This window comes from Niallia alba (genome assembly GCF_012933555.1).
GTDB lineage: Bacteria > Bacillota > Bacilli > Bacillales > Cytobacillaceae > Niallia > Niallia alba.
This window is the reverse complement of record NZ_JABBPK010000001.1, coordinates 1,199,817-1,216,174: the sequence shown is the minus strand read 5'-3', so window position 1 is coordinate 1,216,174 and position 16,358 is coordinate 1,199,817. Positions and strand designations below refer to the sequence as shown.

Sequence of the window (16,358 nt, the reverse complement as noted above, 5' to 3'; positions counted from 1 at the left end):
CTAATCTTTTCAATTAGCAACGTGTCGCACAATCTTGATATTCAACAATTTAAGGCAGATTTTTTTAAAGCATTAGCCCACCCTTTACGAATCAAAATTTTAGAAATTCTAGCACAAGGGGATAAAAGTGTTAATGAAATTCTTGAGCTTTTAGAATTAGAAGGATCAGCTGTTTCTCAACAATTAAGTATTCTTCGCTCTAAAAATATTGTTATTGGAAACAAAGAAGGAAACCGAGTCATATACTCGCTTAGAGATCCTGCTATCATTGAACTTCTATCTGTTGCAAAAAAAATCTTTAACAATCATTTAATCGATACCATTACAATTTTAGATAAAGTAAATGAAATGAAATCATGATAAAAAGAGGATGGGACATAACTAAATAGATACTCTGTAAAGACGAACAATTTCTAATATAGCTAGTAAATAGCGGCTGCTTTCGCATACTTTTTACAAGAGGAAATATAATTAGTTGGAAAAACAGAGCAGCCGGAATACACGAAGACTCCTATGGGATTAGCGAGACAGTCTGAGACCCTGCAGGCCACAGGCCGAAGCGGCTCAGCGCGAGCCCCATGGAAAGCGAAGTGTATTCCGGCTGCGGGGAATCGCACCAAACTTCATGGAAACATCCTTTGAAAAACAAATAAAAGCCCGAACAATTATACGGAACATTCATTAGCATCTTCGTATAATTGTTCGGAATTATCCTTGGCTGGAATACTTATGTCCCAGCCTCTTTTTATTAAAATAATGTGGTTAAAAATATAAATGGCAATCAATGAGACAAGATCAAGCCATTATCTTCCGTCTCTTCCGGTTTCTCTGCTACTATTTCAATTAAAACTTTATGGGGCAAGCAAATAATTGTTTGTCCGGGTATGCCTTTCCATCCCATTTTGACGCCAATCTGGTCTGGACTATTATCTTCTTTAATTCTGATTTGCTCATTTTCCACTTCGATTAAATTATATTGTTTTCCTTTTCCTTTTATCATGAATTGTTCATTTTCCGTATGGCCTGTTAATTCTACTTCTCGGATGACTTTACCGTCCTGTGTAATAATTGCGATAACTTTATTGCCTTCTTCTTCCTTACTTTGGCTCATCGCAAATACAGCCATTGGGACAAATGAAATGACTAAGAGGAGAACGACCATTATAATATCAAAGGGTTTAATCATCTTGGAGTATTTTCTCATCGAAAACGTCCCTCTCTGTTAGCTAATTTACACTTCTATTATAAAGGTTTTGATAGTAGAAACATATGGATAAGGACAAATCGTCGATAAATTGCCATATGTTTAAAGGCTTAGCAAAAATACAAAAGGCTGGGACAAAACAAAATATATAATAGATAAAGACAAACAATCTCTCATTTAGTAGCGAAACCAACTCGTTCCATCCTTTTTTTAAAGAAAAGATAATGAGTAGGAAATACAAAGCAGACGGAATACACGTAGGCGAGAAAGTCCAAGGCCCAGGCTTGGAGCTCGCCCCATGGAAAGCGAAGTGTGTTCAGGCTGCGGGTGATCACCACAAACCCTATTTAAAATGAATAAAAAAACCCAAACAATTATACGAAAATTTGATTAGAATCTCCATATAATTGTTAGGTTTATATAATTAGTCTCTATACAATCAAGGTTTTAATACAACTTTAATGACTTCATCTTCATGGTCGTTAAACATTTGGTAAGCGCTGCTTGCGTCATCCAATGAAATGCGATGTGTAATGATTTCCGTTGGATCCATTTTTCCAGAGGAGATCCAATCAAACAGCATTGGCATATAATGAATAACTGGTGCTTGTCCTGTTTTAACGGTGATGTTTCGTTCAAATATGTTTCCTAATGGAAACATATTATATTTAGAACCATAAACCCCTGTCAGTTGCATCGTACCAAATTTGCGCACAGCATTCATGCCAATTTCAATCGCACTTAGAGTTCCTCCTTGGAGCTTCAATTTTTGTCCAATTGCTTCCATAGCAGATTTCTTTCCGTCCATTCCTACGCAATCGATTACTACATCTGCTCCACCAGATGTTAGTTCTTTTAGATAGTTACCCGTATCTTCATGGTTATCAAAATTAACGATTTCTACTTGATTCATTTTTTGCGCATGATTTAGTCGGTAAGAAATATTATCAACTGCAATAACACGCTTCGCACCCTTCATCCAAGCAAATTTTTGGGTCATTAACCCAACAGGTCCACAGCCTAGTACTACAACTGTATCGCCATCTTTTACCCCTGAATTTTCAACACTCCAATACGCTGTTGGAAGGACATCGGACATAAATAACAAAGCTTCATCCTCTAATTCGCAAGACTCTGGGATAACAAAAGGTACAAAATTCCCATATGGGACACGTAATAATTCTGCCTGTCCTCCTTGATAATCTCCATATCTTTCTGTAAAGCCAAAATATGCTCCTGTATCTGCAATATCCTTATTTGGATTAGCGTTATCACATTGGCTTTCCATCTCATGCTCGCAATAATAACAATGTCCACAAGATATATTAAACGGCAGTACTACACGATCTCCTTTTTTAACTCTTGTTACTTCAGGACCTACCTCTTCTACAATTCCCATTGGCTCATGTCCTATTACATAATCTTTTTCAGTAGGAAGTGCACCTTGGTATATATGTAGATCCGAGCCGCAAATTGCAGTTGAGGTAATTCGAACAACAATATCATCTTTCTTTTGGAGCTTCGCATCTTCCACTTGTTTTACTTGTACATCTTTTGTTCCTTGAAAAGTGACAGCCTTCATTGCAAACCCCTCCTGTTTCATAGAATGTTTATCTATACCAATTTAAGAAGAGAAAACAAACATCCAAATATTTCCCCACCTGCTCACATTATCTTTACAAAATCTATACAGGAAAATTACACTACCGACATGCTTACAAAAAAATAAACCTTTACTATACAAAGGAATGTTTCTACAAATATCTACAATTTTTTAGGAGGAAAAAATGAAAAAAACATTTGTTAAAACAATTAGTGCCTTATCTGTAACCTGTATACTCGGATTTTCTCATTTTATGGCTCCCTATTCTGTAAGCGCTGCAACCTTTTCGGATACAATTGATGTGAAAAAGATCGCTTCCTACAGTACGGGGTTAACAGATAAAGATGGCGGCGTCGCGGAAATCGTTAAGTACAATCCAGATAATCAAAAATTCTATGTCATTAATGGAAAACTGCAAACCATTGATATCGTAGACCTTTCTTCTTTAAAAACAAATACACATCAAGATTTATCCAAAGAAAAATCTATTAATATTGCAGAACTACTTAACAGTAATTCCTTTCAATATGGAGATTTAACTAGTATTGATATTAATACGGAAAACCAAATAATTGCAGCTGCAGTTCAAGATGTCGATTATACAAAAAATGGACGTATTGTAATCTTAGATTATGACGGAAATATCCTACATACATTTGAAGCTGGAGTTCAGCCTGATAATGTCGTAATCTCTAAAGATGGTAACCATATTCTATCTGCAAATGAAGCAGAACCAAGAATGGGCTTAGAAAATGGAGCAGATCCAGAAGGCTCTGTTACCATTGTTAACTATGAAACAAAACAAGCGAAAACGGTTCTTTTTGATAATACTAGTGTAATAGATTCCGATGTGCATATCCGAAACAATGGTTCCTTAGCTGATGCGGTTCACGATTTAGAGCCTGAATACATCAGCCTTACAGAAGATGGAAAGACTGCATTCGTTTCCCTACAAGAAAATAATGCTATTGCAAAAATCAATGTGGAAACAGGAAAAGTAATTTCAGTAAAGTCATTAGGCTTTAAAGATCACTCTCTGCCAGGCAACGGATTGGATGCAGCACGAAATGATAAAATTGAAATCGAATCATTACCAATTTTAGGTGTATATATGCCAGACTCGATTGATGTAATCGAGAAAGATGGAATGACATATTTATTAACTGCAAATGAAGGTGATGCGACAGAATGGGAGGAATTTGTTAACGTAAAGGATTTCAAAAAGATCAAAGATTCCATCCAACTAGATCCGTCGTTATTTAAAGGATTTACTCAACAAGAGGCAGAAGCTACTTTCGAGCGTATGAAAAGCTCTGGTGATTATGACAAGTTAGAAGTACTGACCGACCGTGGAAACGATGCGATATACACTCTAGGTGGGCGTTCGTTCTCCATCTGGAATGCAGATACAATGGAACTCGTTTTTGATAGTGGCAGTGAGTTTGAAGAAATTACAGCCGAGCGTTACCCAGACTACTTCAACTGGTCAAACGATGATGATGTATTTGAAAAACGAAGTGCAAAAAAAGGGCCGGAGCCAGAAGATGTGAAAGTAGGCATGATTGGAAATGAGCTTTATGCATTTATTGGCTTAGAACGCATTAGTGGCGTAATGACTTACAATATTACCAATCCCTCTAATGCCACATTTGCAAATTATACGAATACAAGAGATTTTTCACAAACGATTAGTGGGGATGTTGCTCCAGAAGGACTTGCCTTTATCCAAGCAGAGAACAGTCCTACTAACAAACCGCTGCTACTAGTTGGGAATGAAGTGAGCGGAACAGTAGCTGTTAATGAATATCAAGTAAATCCGCTGATTCCAATTGAATCAATAGAACTAAATCAAACATCGATTAGTATCGAGATAGGACAAACCTTTCAGTTCGAAGCTTCTATTCTGCCAGAAAATACAACGGTTAGCACAGAACTAATTTGGACTAGCACTAATCCAGATGTTGCTACCGTGAATGAAAAAGGATTAGTAACTGGAATAGCAGAAGGATCAGCTTCTATTATAGTAGAAACAAAAGATAGCAAAAATCGTATGGTAGCAAACATTACTGTAAGAGAGAAACCAGTGGAAGAGGAAGAAACGCCGGTGAATACACCTGATAAGGAAGACCCAGAGGATGTACCAGCAGATTCCACTGACGAGGATAACGAAAATTCTGGAGAAGATACAGCTGATCAAATAGATGATTTTCTAGAAAATAATGATACTAATAACAACCATCCTAAACCGGAAACAGGAAAGCCATTACCAAATACAGCAACAGCTCATTATTCCCTGTTACTATATGGATCACTACTTATCCTGCTTGGTGGAGGCAGTTATTTCCTAGTTTATCGTCATCAACAAAAAAAGGATAGGCTGTTCTCGTAAAGTTTGTTGCGATTACCCGCAGCCGGAATACACTTCGCTTTCCGTGGGGCTCGCGCTGACGCTGAGCCTCCGGGGTCTCAGACTGTCTCGCTAATCCCCGTGGCGTCTTCGTGTATTCCGGCTGCTCCATTTTTCCAACTAATTGTTTTTTCCTATTGAAAAAAACAACAATCCTTTAGAAAACAGCCAAAGGATAAAATGATCTAATCAGAAAGAGAAATCATAGAAGAACCATGGTTGTTTGGATATATTCCATTCTTATCCATGGTCTTCTTTTCCCTTTTATGAATAACCATCATAATCCTTAGTTTGCAGCTAATTTATTCGGAATCGGCTTTCTTTGCACTTTTACCTCGTAGTGAGTTGTTTTATTTTCAATAATAAAAGGAGGTATTCCATCACGGTGAGCATGGGATTCTTTAAACTCTTCGCTTCCTATCCATCCTAAGAAACCATCCATATCTTCCCATCTAGTCACAATCGTAATTTCTTCATAACCTTTTGTTTTCATTGTTAGCAATACTTCCAGCCCCATAAATCCTTGTTTTGTTTCAATTTTACCAACACGATTAAATCTTTCAATAAATCCTTCGGCATAACCTGTTTCTACTTTTACTGTATTCGTTACGATATACATATTTGTTCCTCCTACCAATTTTTTTTATTTGGAATAATCATTGGAAAAGAATTTTCGTATTTAATCATGGCATCAATTTCATATACTTCTTCTAGAAGTTTAGACGTTAATATGTCTTGGGGATTTCCTGCCTTATAAACACTACCTTTCTTCATCACTACTAAATTGTCACAATATGCACCAGCAAAACTGAGCTCGTGCAAGACCATTACAATGGTCATCCCATATTTTTGGTTTATTTTTTTCATCAACTCCATAAGCTCCATCACATGGGTTATATCTAAATAAGTAGTTGGTTCATCTAATAACAGAACCTCTGTCTTTTGAGCTAAAGCCATGGCAATTCTGGCTCTTTGCAATTCACCGCCTGAAAGAGTATGCAGCATGCGGTCTTTGTAACTCATTAACTGACATTCATGTAATGCCCATTCAAGTATTTCTCTATCTTCTTTATTCATCCTTGATAACCCTTTTTGATGAGGAGTTCTTCCATAGGAAACCAATTCTTCCACGGTTATATTAGGAAAAGTTTCTTTTGATTGTAGTAACATTGTTATCTTTTTGGAAAATTCCTTACGACCTATCTGGGTGATGGGTAGATCTTTTAAAAGGATTTCTCCCGCTTCTGCTTTATAAAGCCTAGCAAATAATTTTAATAAGGTGGATTTTCCAGAACCATTTGGCCCGACAATAGCAGTCATTTTTCCCTCTTCGATTGCTAAGGATAATTGATTTATTTGAAAAGCACCTTGGATAAATGTAAGATTCTTTGTTTTTAGTGCACCCATTAAACGATTCTCCTTTTTCTTAAAAGAATAATAAAAAACGGGGCTCCTAACGCTGCTAATAATATTCCAACCGGCAGCTCTATTGGATCGAAAGCTGTCCTTGCAACAGTATCTGCCAAAACAACTAAGACAGCACCTCCTACTATAGAATATGGCAATAAATAACGATAATCCTCACCAATTAACAAGCGAATCATATGTGGCACAACCAAACCTACAAAACCAATTAGTCCAGCCACACTAACGGCAATTCCCGCTAGAAATGAGGCTAGTAGAATAATCACAAGTCGAATCCATTCTACATTTTGGCCTAAAAGCTTTGCTGATTCGTCCCCAAGTATAAGGATATTCATCGGTTTTATCGTAAAGAAGCTAAGTAGAAGCATCACTATTGCATAGGGAAAAATAATCTCAACATGGTACCAGCCTCTCCCGTTTAAACCACCGGATAACCAGCCGATCACAGACTGAATTCGATCACTGTATAAAACCATCACTCCATTTGTCATTGCTCCAAGTGATGCATTCATTGCCACTCCTGCCAAAACGATTTTTACAGGCGAAGCTCCTTTATCCCATGCAAATAAATAAATACATATTGTTGCTGTAAAGGCACCAATAAATGCGAGGAAAGGCAATAAATAACTATATGCTGGAAAAATCACCATTGTCAGGATAGCCGCAAGTCCACCCCCAGCGGAAACACCGATAATCCCAGGATCAGCTAGTGGATTTTTCATGACTCCTTGTAACAATGCACCTGAGGCTGCCAAACATGCTCCCACTAATAAACCAATGATAATACGAGGTAATCTTAAATTATAAATAATCGTCTCATATACTTCTTCTCCATTTCCTTTCAAAACCTGAAGAATTTGAGAAAGATTGACTTTAACAGCCCCTAATGATAACCCTGTATAAATTGCCACTATTAATAAGACAAGCAAGGTGATAATCACTACTATTCTTCTATTCTTTCTTTCTGATACATCCATTCTTTTCACTCCATGCTATTGAGCAATTCCACCAGATAGAACACAGCTTCTGTTACTTTGGTGCCTGGGTTCGCACCAAACAACTCACTTGGTAATACTTCTACCTTTCCTTCCTTCACCGCTGTGATACTATTCCATGCTGAATTCTGTTCCATTTCTTTTAAAAAGCTTTTCTTGATTTCACCTGGATTGCCATGTGTAATAAGCAAAACAGCATCAGGGTTTGCTTCCACTACTCTTTCTGTATTAATTTGTGCATATTGCGGGAATTTTTCTAAGGCAGGATAATCACTTGCAATATTTATTCCTCCAGCATGTGTTAATATGTCTCCACTTAAAGAATTAGGAAGTGCCGCCATGTATGTGCCAGGAGCTCCATAAACTAGCAAGACTCTTTTATTCTCCTTCACGACCTGGTTTTTTATTTCTTCCAGTTTACGAGTCAATGCTTCTGTTATCTCTGCTGCTTCCGATTCCTCTTGAAGCATTTGTCCATACAGGTTAATTTGTCGTTTAATATCTTCTATAGAATTAGCTTCTGTTAGAACAACCTTTGATCCAACGCCTTCGATTGCTGTAACATCGTCCTGGTTAAAAGCTACATTAGCCAAAACCACCTCAGGGTGAATAAGGGCAACTTGTTCATAATTAATCTCATGGGTAGTACCTATTTCCGGAACATCTTTTAACGAAGAATCAACTAGATTATCCGCTACCTTTGTAGGTTTACCTGCCACCTTTATCCCAAAGGCATTCATAAGATCAACATCTCCGCTTCCTAAGGCTGCAATCGTTTTAGGTACTTCTGCGAATTCCACTGTTCGATTGGCGAAATCGGTTATTTGGATAGACGCTTGCTTATCTGCTTCCTTATTCGTTGTATCTACATTCTGATTGCAAGCAACCAGAAGACCTAGTACACAGAAGAAGGAAGAGAATTTAATTCCTTTGCTTAAAAACATTTTTATTCACCATCTCCCCGTTTAACTAACTTTCCATGCACTACTAATCTTCCTTCTAAGGAGTCAACGGCATAATCACAAGTAGATAATGTAACAATTGTATCCTCTTGGTTTATAGATACTTCTGATGAAAAAAGTGATTTTTCTTTAACCTGATCAATAAACTTCTGAAAAGACTGATGATCTGGAAATTCAGTCTCAATATAATAAAAGGAAGTAGTCGTCTGATAGACTGAAAAAACCTCGACATCATAACCTTCGTATAATGAATCCAAATAGATGGTCTTATTGCTTTTAAAGAAATCTTTATCTAAGTATTTCTTTAACTGTCCAAACATACTTCCATCCTTCATTCGATGTCCATAAATAATGGTATTCTTATTATTTTCTAATTTATTGTCATTTCTGTAGTCTAAAAAAATACTCCCTGCTCGTGTATCTTGTTTTTTATAGTTTTGGGTCAAATAGTACTCATTATCTTTCGATTGTAAAATCGGATAATCAATTTTTGTTTGATCAATTGTTATCCAGCCAACAATATCCTTGTTTATTTCCAATAGCGGCTGAAACGATGTGCGAACTTGGCCTTCGCCACTTTCCTCTGCTGCGTTCCTGCCTGATTCATAAACCAGTTGTACACTTTCTAACGTTCTATTATTCGTATAATAATCATATAGAATCGGCACTAATTTATAGAAAGAGAAGAGAAAAACTCCTGCGGCAATGAGTGTAATGATTCGCTGAAGTAGATGCTTTCGTTTTTCCGTTTTCATGATTTCCTCCCCTTTCCAGCACCGCCGCTATATTCCTAAAGGAATAATATAAGAACCACCTGTCTCTTTTTCGGTATTCAGCATAATATCTACTTGATATATTTCTTTAATATTTTTCTCTGTAATCACTTCGCTTGGTTCTCCTGAAGCAATTATTTTTCCATCCTTCATTAGAATCACATAGTCGCTGTATCGCAATGCTTGGTTAATATCATGCAGTACCATTACAATCGTTATTTGATATTCTTCATTTAATTTTCGAACCAATTGCAATAACTCTATTTGATGATATATATCCAAATAGGTTGTTGGCTCATCTAAAAATAAAATATCTGTTTTTTGCGCTAATGCCATCGCAATCCATACTCGCTGCCTTTGACCACCAGATAGTTCATTTAAATAAATATGTTTATAGCTTTGCAGATTTGTACATTGGATTGCCCATTCCACTATTTTTTCGTCTTCCGTTGAATCCTTCTGCCAAAGACTTTTATGGGGAACTCTTCCAAAGCGAATCAAATCCTCTACCGTTACATCTTCAGACGTTTGATTATTCTGATAGACCATTGCAATTTTTTTAGCAATCTCTTTAGCTTTATACTCAGACAGTTCTTTTCCACTTAATGTAATACTGCCTGCATCAATATTTCGATTTCGAGCTAATAGGGAAAGCAGGGTCGATTTACCACAGCCATTCGGACCAATAATAGAAGTAACTTTGTTTTTTTCTATCGTACCAGACAGTTCTTTAATAAATGTTCCCTTCATTTGATAAGCAAACGAAATTTGCTTAAATTCCATTTATCTTTTCCCCCTTTCTCAATAGAAAAATTAAGAATGGTCCCCCAATAATAGCCATCAGCGTTGATGCGGGAATCTCTAAAGGTGCAATTAACAATCTGCCAAATGTGTCAGCTGAAAGCAGCAGTAGAGCGCCTGATAATGCCGAAAATGGAATTAAGATATAATGATTGGTGCCTATTAACTGTCTTGCAATATGCGGTATAATGAGTCCTGCAAACATGATTACTCCTGCAACAGAAGTTCCAACAGATGCTAGTAAAACAGCGATAGCAGAAACAAAAATACGCACCCAATGAATTCGGATTCCAAGGTTTGCAATTTTCTTATCTTCAAGCCTTAGTAAATTGCACCAAGGACTGACAAAAAAAGCTACAGCTAAAAGAACAACACCGCATGCGACAATAATTTGTACATCTTCCCATGTTTTCATGGTTAAATTAGAAGCATTTGTTGCTCCAACAGAAATATTTAAAAAGGAACAAATATTAATTAAAGCATCTCTTAAACCAGTAAACATCGCACTAATTGCTATCCCAGTTAAAATAACTCTTAGCGGTTTTAAACCAGATTTCCAAGAAAGCCAATAAATAATAATACAAGCAATTGTTCCTCCTATAAATGAAAAAAGGGTTTCGCTAATATACCAGCCTGGCAAAAACAAAATGCCGAAAAAGGTAAAAAAGCTTGCTCCAGAAGAGATACCTAGTATCCCTGCCTCAGCTAGCGGATTTCTCATAACAGCCTGAAACAATACTCCCGAAACAGAAAGCACTGCTCCTGTAAATATTGCGACAATTATTCGTGGAAAACGCAAATCCTTGATTACTTCTACCTGTTCATCGCCTCCGTGAATTAAACCGCTGACTAGCTGTGAAATACCAATGGGGATACTACCTTTTAATGCAGAGTAGACAATCATCCAAACAAGGAAGATGCTAACAAGCAAAAAATAAATAACTATTTTATTCCTTTCACGTCCCTTATTCATAAAGCATCTCCACCAATTGATCCATCGCTTCCTTTATGTTTAAATTCGCAGTAGTAGCAAAGATAGGTTCTTGTAAATCAAAAACTCGATTGTTTTTTACTGCATTAAAATGCTTCCATATATCATTCTCTGAAAATTCTTTTTGAAACTCCTCTGCCACTTGTTCTGGCACACCATGCGATAATCGCAAAATGACATCTGCATTCGTTTGCTGTAAATATTCCGTATTAGCAGAAATATACTCAGCTGATTGCCCGGTAACAGCATTTTTTCCTCCTACTACTTCTACTAAATTACCAACATATGAATTTTCAGTAGCAACAAGATAACTTCCACCAGGCACACCTAAAAGGATTAACACAGTCGGAGTTTTTTCTTGCTCCGTTTGTTTTTTTATACTTTCCATTTTCTTTTCAATAGACGATCTTAGTTCTGCTGCTTCTGTCATTCGCTCATACTTATTTCCAAGTTCTATAATTGTATCAAGCATGTTTTCCACACTATCTAGTTTTAAAAATTGAGCAGATAAGTTCATCTGGTCAAATGAATCTTTCAAATCATACTCTAGGGTAGTGACAGAGAGAACATCTGTTGGCTGCAATGATTGAATGATTTCCATATCAGGACTCATCGGATTTCCTACCTCTGTTACATTCTTATATCTTGCTGGTATATCGTACTGTGTAGTTGGTATTCCTACTAAATCGAGATTTAAGGCATCCATAATCTCCGTAATTGCCAATGTTGTTGCAACAATCTTGTCATTTTCCTCATTTGCTTCCACTTGTTTTTTTTCTATTTCTGCTTGTGTGTTCAGAGAACAACTTACAAGCAGTAGGAGGCATATACAGGAAAAGAATATCTTCCAATACTTCATTTCTATCCTCCTATTGCTCTTTTTTCTACCGAAACTGAAAGATTCAAGCCTCCCAAACTCTCTCAATCACTTTGAGTGTATGTTATTATGTAGGATTAAAAATAGATTGAAAGTATCTAAAGGAGGCAGAAACCATTCATAGGACGTATCCAGTTTAATTTAACTTTTATAAAGTTCTTGTTCGGTATTTTCTCGCTATAATAACGAAAGAAACAATCATTAAAGCTACATACAGCATTATTTGCGCAGTGTCACCTGTTTTAGCATTAATCACACTTCCATTGGTGTCTGTATTTGTTTCTGACGTACTATCTTGGTCTCCATTTCGATCATAGTTTAAATCTTCATCAGTAGTATTTGAAGAATCATCCTTGTTAGAGTCTTCGCCATTTCCACTAGCAGAATCATTGTTTTCATCGTCATTATTCGGTTCATCTGTTTGTCCACCTGTTTCATTATCTGCTATCGGCAGATCTGATGTATCAAATTGGAAACGAATATCATACCAATGGTCATAATTTATGCTTTCTACCACTACATGAATTCTCGCATTTACTGGATTAAAAATATCTTTTACTGGAAACTCAACTACCTGTGTTGTTTCATTACTGCTTACAATCTTAACTGGTTGTGATTGTACTTGTAATTCTTTAATATTTTCCGATTGCATCTCTACTTGAGCAACAATTTCTCCATCCTTTACGATTAATTTACCTGGTTTTGTAAAATAACTGTCTGCCATAGACGGCTCATTTTCAGTCTCATGTAAAACAGAGTAATCAACCATGTATTCGCCGTCTTTTAAAATGCCATTATCTGTTTCCTCTTCTTCTGGAGTTTGTTCTTCTTCACCAGGCGTTTGTTCCTCTTCTCCTGGAGTTTGCTCTTCTTCACTTGGATTGCTAACAACTGTAAGCGTATTCTTATCTGGAATAATGCGAACCTCATGCGTCATTCCATAGGACATCGTTAAATGGGTATTAACTACTTTCGTAAGATCTTCGATTGGAAACTTTAATGTTCTTAGTTGATTTTCAGTATCTTCTTTTACAATTTCTGCATCTACTAGTTGTCCATTAAACTCTGTTTTAAATGCAATGATAAATTGACTTGAGGAGCAGCCGAAGTAGGATTAGCTATTCCTAAAAAAATTAAAGCGATTAATAGCATGATTGTGAGTGATTTGCTCACGTTCTGTAACCTTTGCAAAATTTCCCCATCCTTTCCTAATAAAAAAATAATTACTGTACAAATAAAGTTAACTTCCACCTCCAACTTGTCTTTTACTAGAAATTTATTCTCTATAAAGAATAGTAAATGATATTGATTCTCATTATCAATAGTGTTTTCTCAATAGATTCTCAATTGTTTTTATTATTCCAATATGCTTTTTTAGTATTAATTCCCTTTTCCTTACCGCTACTTAATTCCATAAAAAAAGTGCCAAAAACGCAAAACGATGCATTTTCGGCACTTTTATGACTATAAGTTCTTTCTACTTTATATATTTTTAGCAAAATAACTTCGAATTCGAATTCAAATTCATTTTCCATTCACTAATTCCCTTTACTTTTATCCATACTTTGCAGTTATTTATAACATATAAAGGCAAGAATTTATTATTTAACAAAAACTTTATCCCGTATTTTCCCTCTCTAATCAGAAAGAAAATAATATATTTTTTACAATTAGGTTATCACTAAATTCCTATTCTGGTTAGAACCTGCCTGACCGAAAAATGGAATAAATGAGCCATGCAACCATCAACATGGCGATAGAAAAGCCAATTTCAATAATCGGAAATTTCCAGAGAATTGTTTGTACACCACTCATTGCTACACCAATTATCAGACCGACCATGACAATACTTAGAGCCAGTAAAACAATACTAAAGGCGATCTGATTACTGAAGCGATCTATCTTTTTGATTAATAAGTCTAATTGTGGGGATGTAAATTCTACCTCCACTTTTCCTTTTCTCAAAATCCCCATAAACTGTTTAGCCGTCAACGGAATATCTTTTAGAGAAGCAAAATATTCAGGAATCTCTTCTACAATGTTTTTGACTATTTTCCAAGGCTTAAGCTTATCTAAGAAAAGCTTTCTACCAAAAGGCTCTGCGACATCAAATACGCTAAAAGTAGGATCTAAGGCAACGACTACGCCCTCCATTGTCATCAATGACTTACCTAAAAGCGTTAACTCCGATGGAATGCGAATATTATGACGAAACGCAATGATAAATAAATCATTGATCGCTTCTCCAACACTTACATCTTGCAATGGAATATCGTAATATTTATCACGCATTTCTTCGACATCAGCAGTTAATTTTTTTATATCAACATTTTCAGGAATCATTCCTAAATCAGAAATAGCACGGATAATCCCTTTTGTGCTTTTATTGCGAAGTGCAACCACAAAGGATGCAAAATTCTTTTTCGTATAGGAAGAAAGTTGTCCTACCATTCCAAAATCTAATAAAACGATTCTCCCATCCTGGAGTGCAAGAACATTTCCAGGATGAGGATCTGCATGAAAATGACCGACTTCTAAAATCTGGTAGAAAATCGTGTATGCTAATCTTTCTGCAAGTAGTTCTCGATCGATTCCAGCTTCATCGAGACGTTTGTGATCGGATAGCTTTATTCCCTCTATATAATCCATCGTCAATACTTTCTTTGTAGAATAATCCCAGTAAACAGACGGGATGATAACATATCCTAAAGATCTGTTCTGCTCTAAAAAGCGCTCCATATTACGTGCTTCTATTCCATAATTCAGTTCAATAAGCAGCCCTTTTGCTAGTTCATCAACTATTTCACGAAGACCATATTGTTTCGCCCATGCCCATGTATTTTCAGCGATTCGAGCTAAATCAGCGATAATTTCTAAATCTGTTTCGATGATTGCATGAATATTAGGACGCTGTATCTTTACAGCAACATTTGTTCCATCTTTAAGGATCGCTTTATGCACTTGCCCAATGGACGCTGCCGCCAAAGGAGTCTCAGAAAAGTGCTTGAACAGATGATCTACAGAATCTCCTAATTCCTCTTCCAAAATCCGCACTGCTTCTCCATATGTAAAAGGAGGCACCTGATCCTGCAGCTCCTTTAGCTCATTAATTATTTCAGGTGGGATTAAATCAGGACGGGTACTGGCAATCTGCCCAAGCTTAATAAAGGTTGTTCCTAGTTCTTCAAAAACTAAGCGAATGCGACGTCCTGTGCTTTTAGGAGGGTGCTCTTTATGAAAAAAAAACTTCTCCTCCAAGCCCATCTTATTGGAAAAAAAGCCTATTCCGTTACGAGCGAGAATAGACGTTATTTTACGATATCTTTTCATCTGTCTAATACGTTTACTTACACCCATTTATAAACCTACTTTATTCGTCGAGATTTTTTCGTTCTAATGCCTCTATTCTTTTTTCTAATTTCTGTATGTCCTCTAAAGTAGCCAGCTTCAATTCTCCATATGCAGCATTAACCTTTTCTTTTGCAACTGCTTCAACCTGACTTTTCATTTCCTCTCCTTTTTGAATCAAATGATTGATTAAATCCTTTGATTCATTTTTGCTAACCTCTCCCTTTTTCACTAACTCTTCAACTGTTTTCTCTACTTGTTCTTTACCTGCAATTGCTAAACCTAAACCTAAGGAAAGTGCTTTTTCAATCGTTGTTCTCATCTTTGAAAACCTCCTTATATTTTTTCTAGCATATTTCATTTTCCCAAAGACTACTTTTCTATTTGTCATTAAAGTAATCCAAATAAGATCCAAAGTCAAATCATTCGGGTGTAATTTCCTCGTTTATGCGCAACATATTTATGATATGCTTATAAGTGGAAATAATGGTTATTTTTTCATTACAGGAGGTAACAAAATTTTGGAGGATAAAAGAAGGCTGTATATCGAACTAGTATTTGGTTCCATCGGAATGCTTATTGTCTCTCTATTTATTGCAAATGCTATCTTGCCCCTAGATCATTCATTTTCCTCACCTACTCTTATTTTAGGATTTGCCCTCATAAACAGCTATATCTTTTTTCTAGAAAAAAGAGTAGGGGTCAGCAATAAAGTAATCTGGACTCAATCCCTGATTCTTGTTTTCATTTTTGTTTATTATATTGTTAGTAAATCATAATCAAATTATGTAAAAATCAACTTCTTAGAACTCATTTTTTAAATAAAATTACTCCCCTTTTTCTTTATTTGCCTGTATGATAAGAAAGGCGCAAAACTTCTCGACTTCACTTGTCATGTAAAGTGCGCTTTTTTGAACCTAGTTACTATTTGTACTGTGTTTTTCTTCTAAAAGGTAAGTAACCTTTTTACAG

At 36.1% G+C, this 16,358-nt stretch carries 17 protein-coding genes and 1 pseudogene; 3 read left to right on the top strand and 15 right to left on the bottom strand.

Translation table 11 applies throughout. The features are described from left to right. Positions 1 to 21: 21 nt before the first annotated feature. A complete protein-coding gene (locus HHU08_RS06045; protein WP_169188035.1) occupies positions 22 to 360 on the top strand; it encodes an ArsR/SmtB family transcription factor in 339 nt (112 codons plus the stop codon). Between the two features lie 421 nt (positions 361 to 781). Here the strand turns inward: HHU08_RS06045 and HHU08_RS06040 are convergent, their stop codons facing one another. Next, positions 782 to 1,204: a NusG domain II-containing protein gene (locus HHU08_RS06040; protein WP_016204264.1), complete on the bottom strand. Its 423-nt coding sequence runs from the start codon at positions 1,202 to 1,204 to the stop codon at positions 782 to 784. 439 nt (positions 1,205 to 1,643) lie between these two features. Continuing rightward, positions 1,644 to 2,786: a zinc-dependent alcohol dehydrogenase gene (locus HHU08_RS06035; RefSeq protein ID WP_101730419.1), complete on the bottom strand. Its 1,143-nt coding sequence runs from the start codon at positions 2,784 to 2,786 to the stop codon at positions 1,644 to 1,646. Positions 2,787 to 2,991: 205 nt separating this feature from the next. Between HHU08_RS06035 and HHU08_RS06030 the strand changes: the two genes are divergently transcribed. Then, entirely contained in the window at positions 2,992 to 5,196 is a 2,205-nt protein-coding gene (locus HHU08_RS06030) for a choice-of-anchor I family protein (RefSeq protein WP_169188034.1), read from the top strand. A gap of 304 nt (positions 5,197 to 5,500) precedes the next feature. On the opposite strand, the gene isdG is transcribed toward HHU08_RS06030, so the two are convergent. From isdG to HHU08_RS05970, 13 genes and pseudogenes are all read right to left on the bottom strand, one after another. Further along, the gene (gene isdG / locus HHU08_RS06025) at positions 5,501 to 5,833 is read right to left on the bottom strand and encodes a heme oxygenase (protein WP_016204267.1); all 333 of its coding nucleotides are present in this window, start codon (positions 5,831 to 5,833) and stop codon (positions 5,501 to 5,503) included. 11 nt (positions 5,834 to 5,844) lie between these two features. Further along, positions 5,845 to 6,621, bottom strand: a complete 777-nt coding sequence (locus HHU08_RS06020; protein ID WP_169188033.1) for an ABC transporter ATP-binding protein — start codon at positions 6,619 to 6,621, stop codon at positions 5,845 to 5,847. Beyond that, the gene (locus tag HHU08_RS06015; protein WP_169188032.1) at positions 6,621 to 7,616 is read right to left on the bottom strand and encodes a FecCD family ABC transporter permease; all 996 of its coding nucleotides are present in this window, start codon (positions 7,614 to 7,616) and stop codon (positions 6,621 to 6,623) included. The genes HHU08_RS06020 and HHU08_RS06015 overlap by 1 nt, the downstream gene beginning before the upstream one ends. Positions 7,617 to 7,621: 5 nt before the next feature. Next, complete coding sequence (locus HHU08_RS06010; protein WP_016204270.1) at positions 7,622 to 8,578, bottom strand: ABC transporter substrate-binding protein; 957 nt, start codon at positions 8,576 to 8,578, stop codon at positions 7,622 to 7,624. A 2-nt stretch (positions 8,579 to 8,580) separates the two neighbouring features. Continuing rightward, positions 8,581 to 9,351: a class B sortase gene (gene srtB, locus HHU08_RS06005; protein WP_016204271.1), complete on the bottom strand. Its 771-nt coding sequence runs from the start codon at positions 9,349 to 9,351 to the stop codon at positions 8,581 to 8,583. A 27-nt stretch (positions 9,352 to 9,378) separates the two neighbouring features. Continuing rightward, complete coding sequence (locus HHU08_RS06000) at positions 9,379 to 10,152, bottom strand: ABC transporter ATP-binding protein (protein WP_016204272.1); 774 nt, start codon at positions 10,150 to 10,152, stop codon at positions 9,379 to 9,381. Further along, complete coding sequence (locus HHU08_RS05995; RefSeq protein ID WP_016204273.1) at positions 10,142 to 11,143, bottom strand: FecCD family ABC transporter permease; 1,002 nt, start codon at positions 11,141 to 11,143, stop codon at positions 10,142 to 10,144. The genes HHU08_RS06000 and HHU08_RS05995 overlap by 11 nt, the downstream gene beginning before the upstream one ends. Then, positions 11,136 to 12,020: a heme ABC transporter substrate-binding protein IsdE gene (gene isdE / locus HHU08_RS05990; RefSeq protein WP_101730426.1), complete on the bottom strand. Its 885-nt coding sequence runs from the start codon at positions 12,018 to 12,020 to the stop codon at positions 11,136 to 11,138. The genes HHU08_RS05995 and isdE overlap by 8 nt, the downstream gene beginning before the upstream one ends. 166 nt (positions 12,021 to 12,186) lie before the next feature. Next, positions 12,187 to 12,975 (bottom strand): NEAT domain-containing protein, encoded by a 789-nt coding sequence (locus tag HHU08_RS05985; RefSeq protein WP_169188031.1) that lies wholly within the window; start codon positions 12,973 to 12,975, stop codon positions 12,187 to 12,189. Next, positions 12,952 to 13,125 (bottom strand): annotated as a pseudogene (locus HHU08_RS25670) (NEAT domain-containing protein); the annotation flags it as partial. The pseudogene HHU08_RS25670 and the gene HHU08_RS05985, both read right to left, overlap by 24 nt. Positions 13,126 to 13,381: 256 nt before the next feature. After that, positions 13,382 to 13,573 carry a hypothetical protein gene (locus HHU08_RS05980; RefSeq protein WP_101730429.1) on the bottom strand — a complete coding sequence of 64 codons (192 nt, stop codon included), beginning with the start codon at positions 13,571 to 13,573 and terminating at the stop codon, positions 13,382 to 13,384. Positions 13,574 to 13,736: 163 nt separating this feature from the next. After that, complete coding sequence (locus HHU08_RS05975; protein ID WP_169188030.1) at positions 13,737 to 15,395, bottom strand: ABC1 kinase family protein; 1,659 nt, start codon at positions 15,393 to 15,395, stop codon at positions 13,737 to 13,739. A 13-nt stretch (positions 15,396 to 15,408) separates the two neighbouring features. Beyond that, a complete protein-coding gene (locus HHU08_RS05970; RefSeq protein ID WP_016204278.1) occupies positions 15,409 to 15,708 on the bottom strand; it encodes a phasin family protein in 300 nt (99 codons plus the stop codon). A gap of 199 nt (positions 15,709 to 15,907) precedes the next feature. On the opposite strand from HHU08_RS05970, the gene HHU08_RS05965 reads away from it, so the two are divergent. Next, a complete protein-coding gene (locus HHU08_RS05965) occupies positions 15,908 to 16,165 on the top strand; it encodes a hypothetical protein (RefSeq protein ID WP_169188029.1) in 258 nt (85 codons plus the stop codon). The last annotated feature ends 193 nt before the right edge of the window (positions 16,166 to 16,358 follow it).

What these genes read in the sequence shown, in the direction of transcription:
- srtB (WP_016204271.1), bottom strand. Translation starts at nt 9,351, where the DNA reads ATGAAAACGGAAAAACGAAAGCATCTACTTCAGCGAATCATTACACTC.
- HHU08_RS06000 (WP_016204272.1), bottom strand. Translation starts at nt 10,152, where the DNA reads ATGGAATTTAAGCAAATTTCGTTTGCTTATCAAATGAAGGGAACATTT.
- HHU08_RS05985 (WP_169188031.1), bottom strand. Translation starts at nt 12,975, where the DNA reads ATGACGCATGAGGTTCGCATTATTCCAGATAAGAATACGCTTACAGTT.
- HHU08_RS05970 (WP_016204278.1), bottom strand. Translation starts at nt 15,708, where the DNA reads ATGAGAACAACGATTGAAAAAGCACTTTCCTTAGGTTTAGGTTTAGCA.
- HHU08_RS06030 (WP_169188034.1), top strand. Translation starts at nt 2,992, where the DNA reads ATGAAAAAAACATTTGTTAAAACAATTAGTGCCTTATCTGTAACCTGT.
- HHU08_RS06040 (WP_016204264.1), bottom strand. Translation starts at nt 1,204, where the DNA reads ATGAGAAAATACTCCAAGATGATTAAACCCTTTGATATTATAATGGTC.
- HHU08_RS05975 (WP_169188030.1), bottom strand. Translation starts at nt 15,395, where the DNA reads ATGGGTGTAAGTAAACGTATTAGACAGATGAAAAGATATCGTAAAATA.
- HHU08_RS06015 (WP_169188032.1), bottom strand. Translation starts at nt 7,616, where the DNA reads ATGGATGTATCAGAAAGAAAGAATAGAAGAATAGTAGTGATTATCACC.
- isdG (WP_016204267.1), bottom strand. Translation starts at nt 5,833, where the DNA reads ATGTATATCGTAACGAATACAGTAAAAGTAGAAACAGGTTATGCCGAA.
- HHU08_RS05980 (WP_101730429.1), bottom strand. Translation starts at nt 13,573, where the DNA reads ATGGAAAATGAATTTGAATTCGAATTCGAAGTTATTTTGCTAAAAATA.
- HHU08_RS06020 (WP_169188033.1), bottom strand. Translation starts at nt 6,621, where the DNA reads ATGGGTGCACTAAAAACAAAGAATCTTACATTTATCCAAGGTGCTTTT.
- HHU08_RS06035 (WP_101730419.1), bottom strand. Translation starts at nt 2,786, where the DNA reads ATGAAGGCTGTCACTTTTCAAGGAACAAAAGATGTACAAGTAAAACAA.
- isdE (WP_101730426.1), bottom strand. Translation starts at nt 12,020, where the DNA reads ATGAAGTATTGGAAGATATTCTTTTCCTGTATATGCCTCCTACTGCTT.
- HHU08_RS05995 (WP_016204273.1), bottom strand. Translation starts at nt 11,143, where the DNA reads ATGAATAAGGGACGTGAAAGGAATAAAATAGTTATTTATTTTTTGCTT.
- HHU08_RS06010 (WP_016204270.1), bottom strand. Translation starts at nt 8,578, where the DNA reads ATGTTTTTAAGCAAAGGAATTAAATTCTCTTCCTTCTTCTGTGTACTA.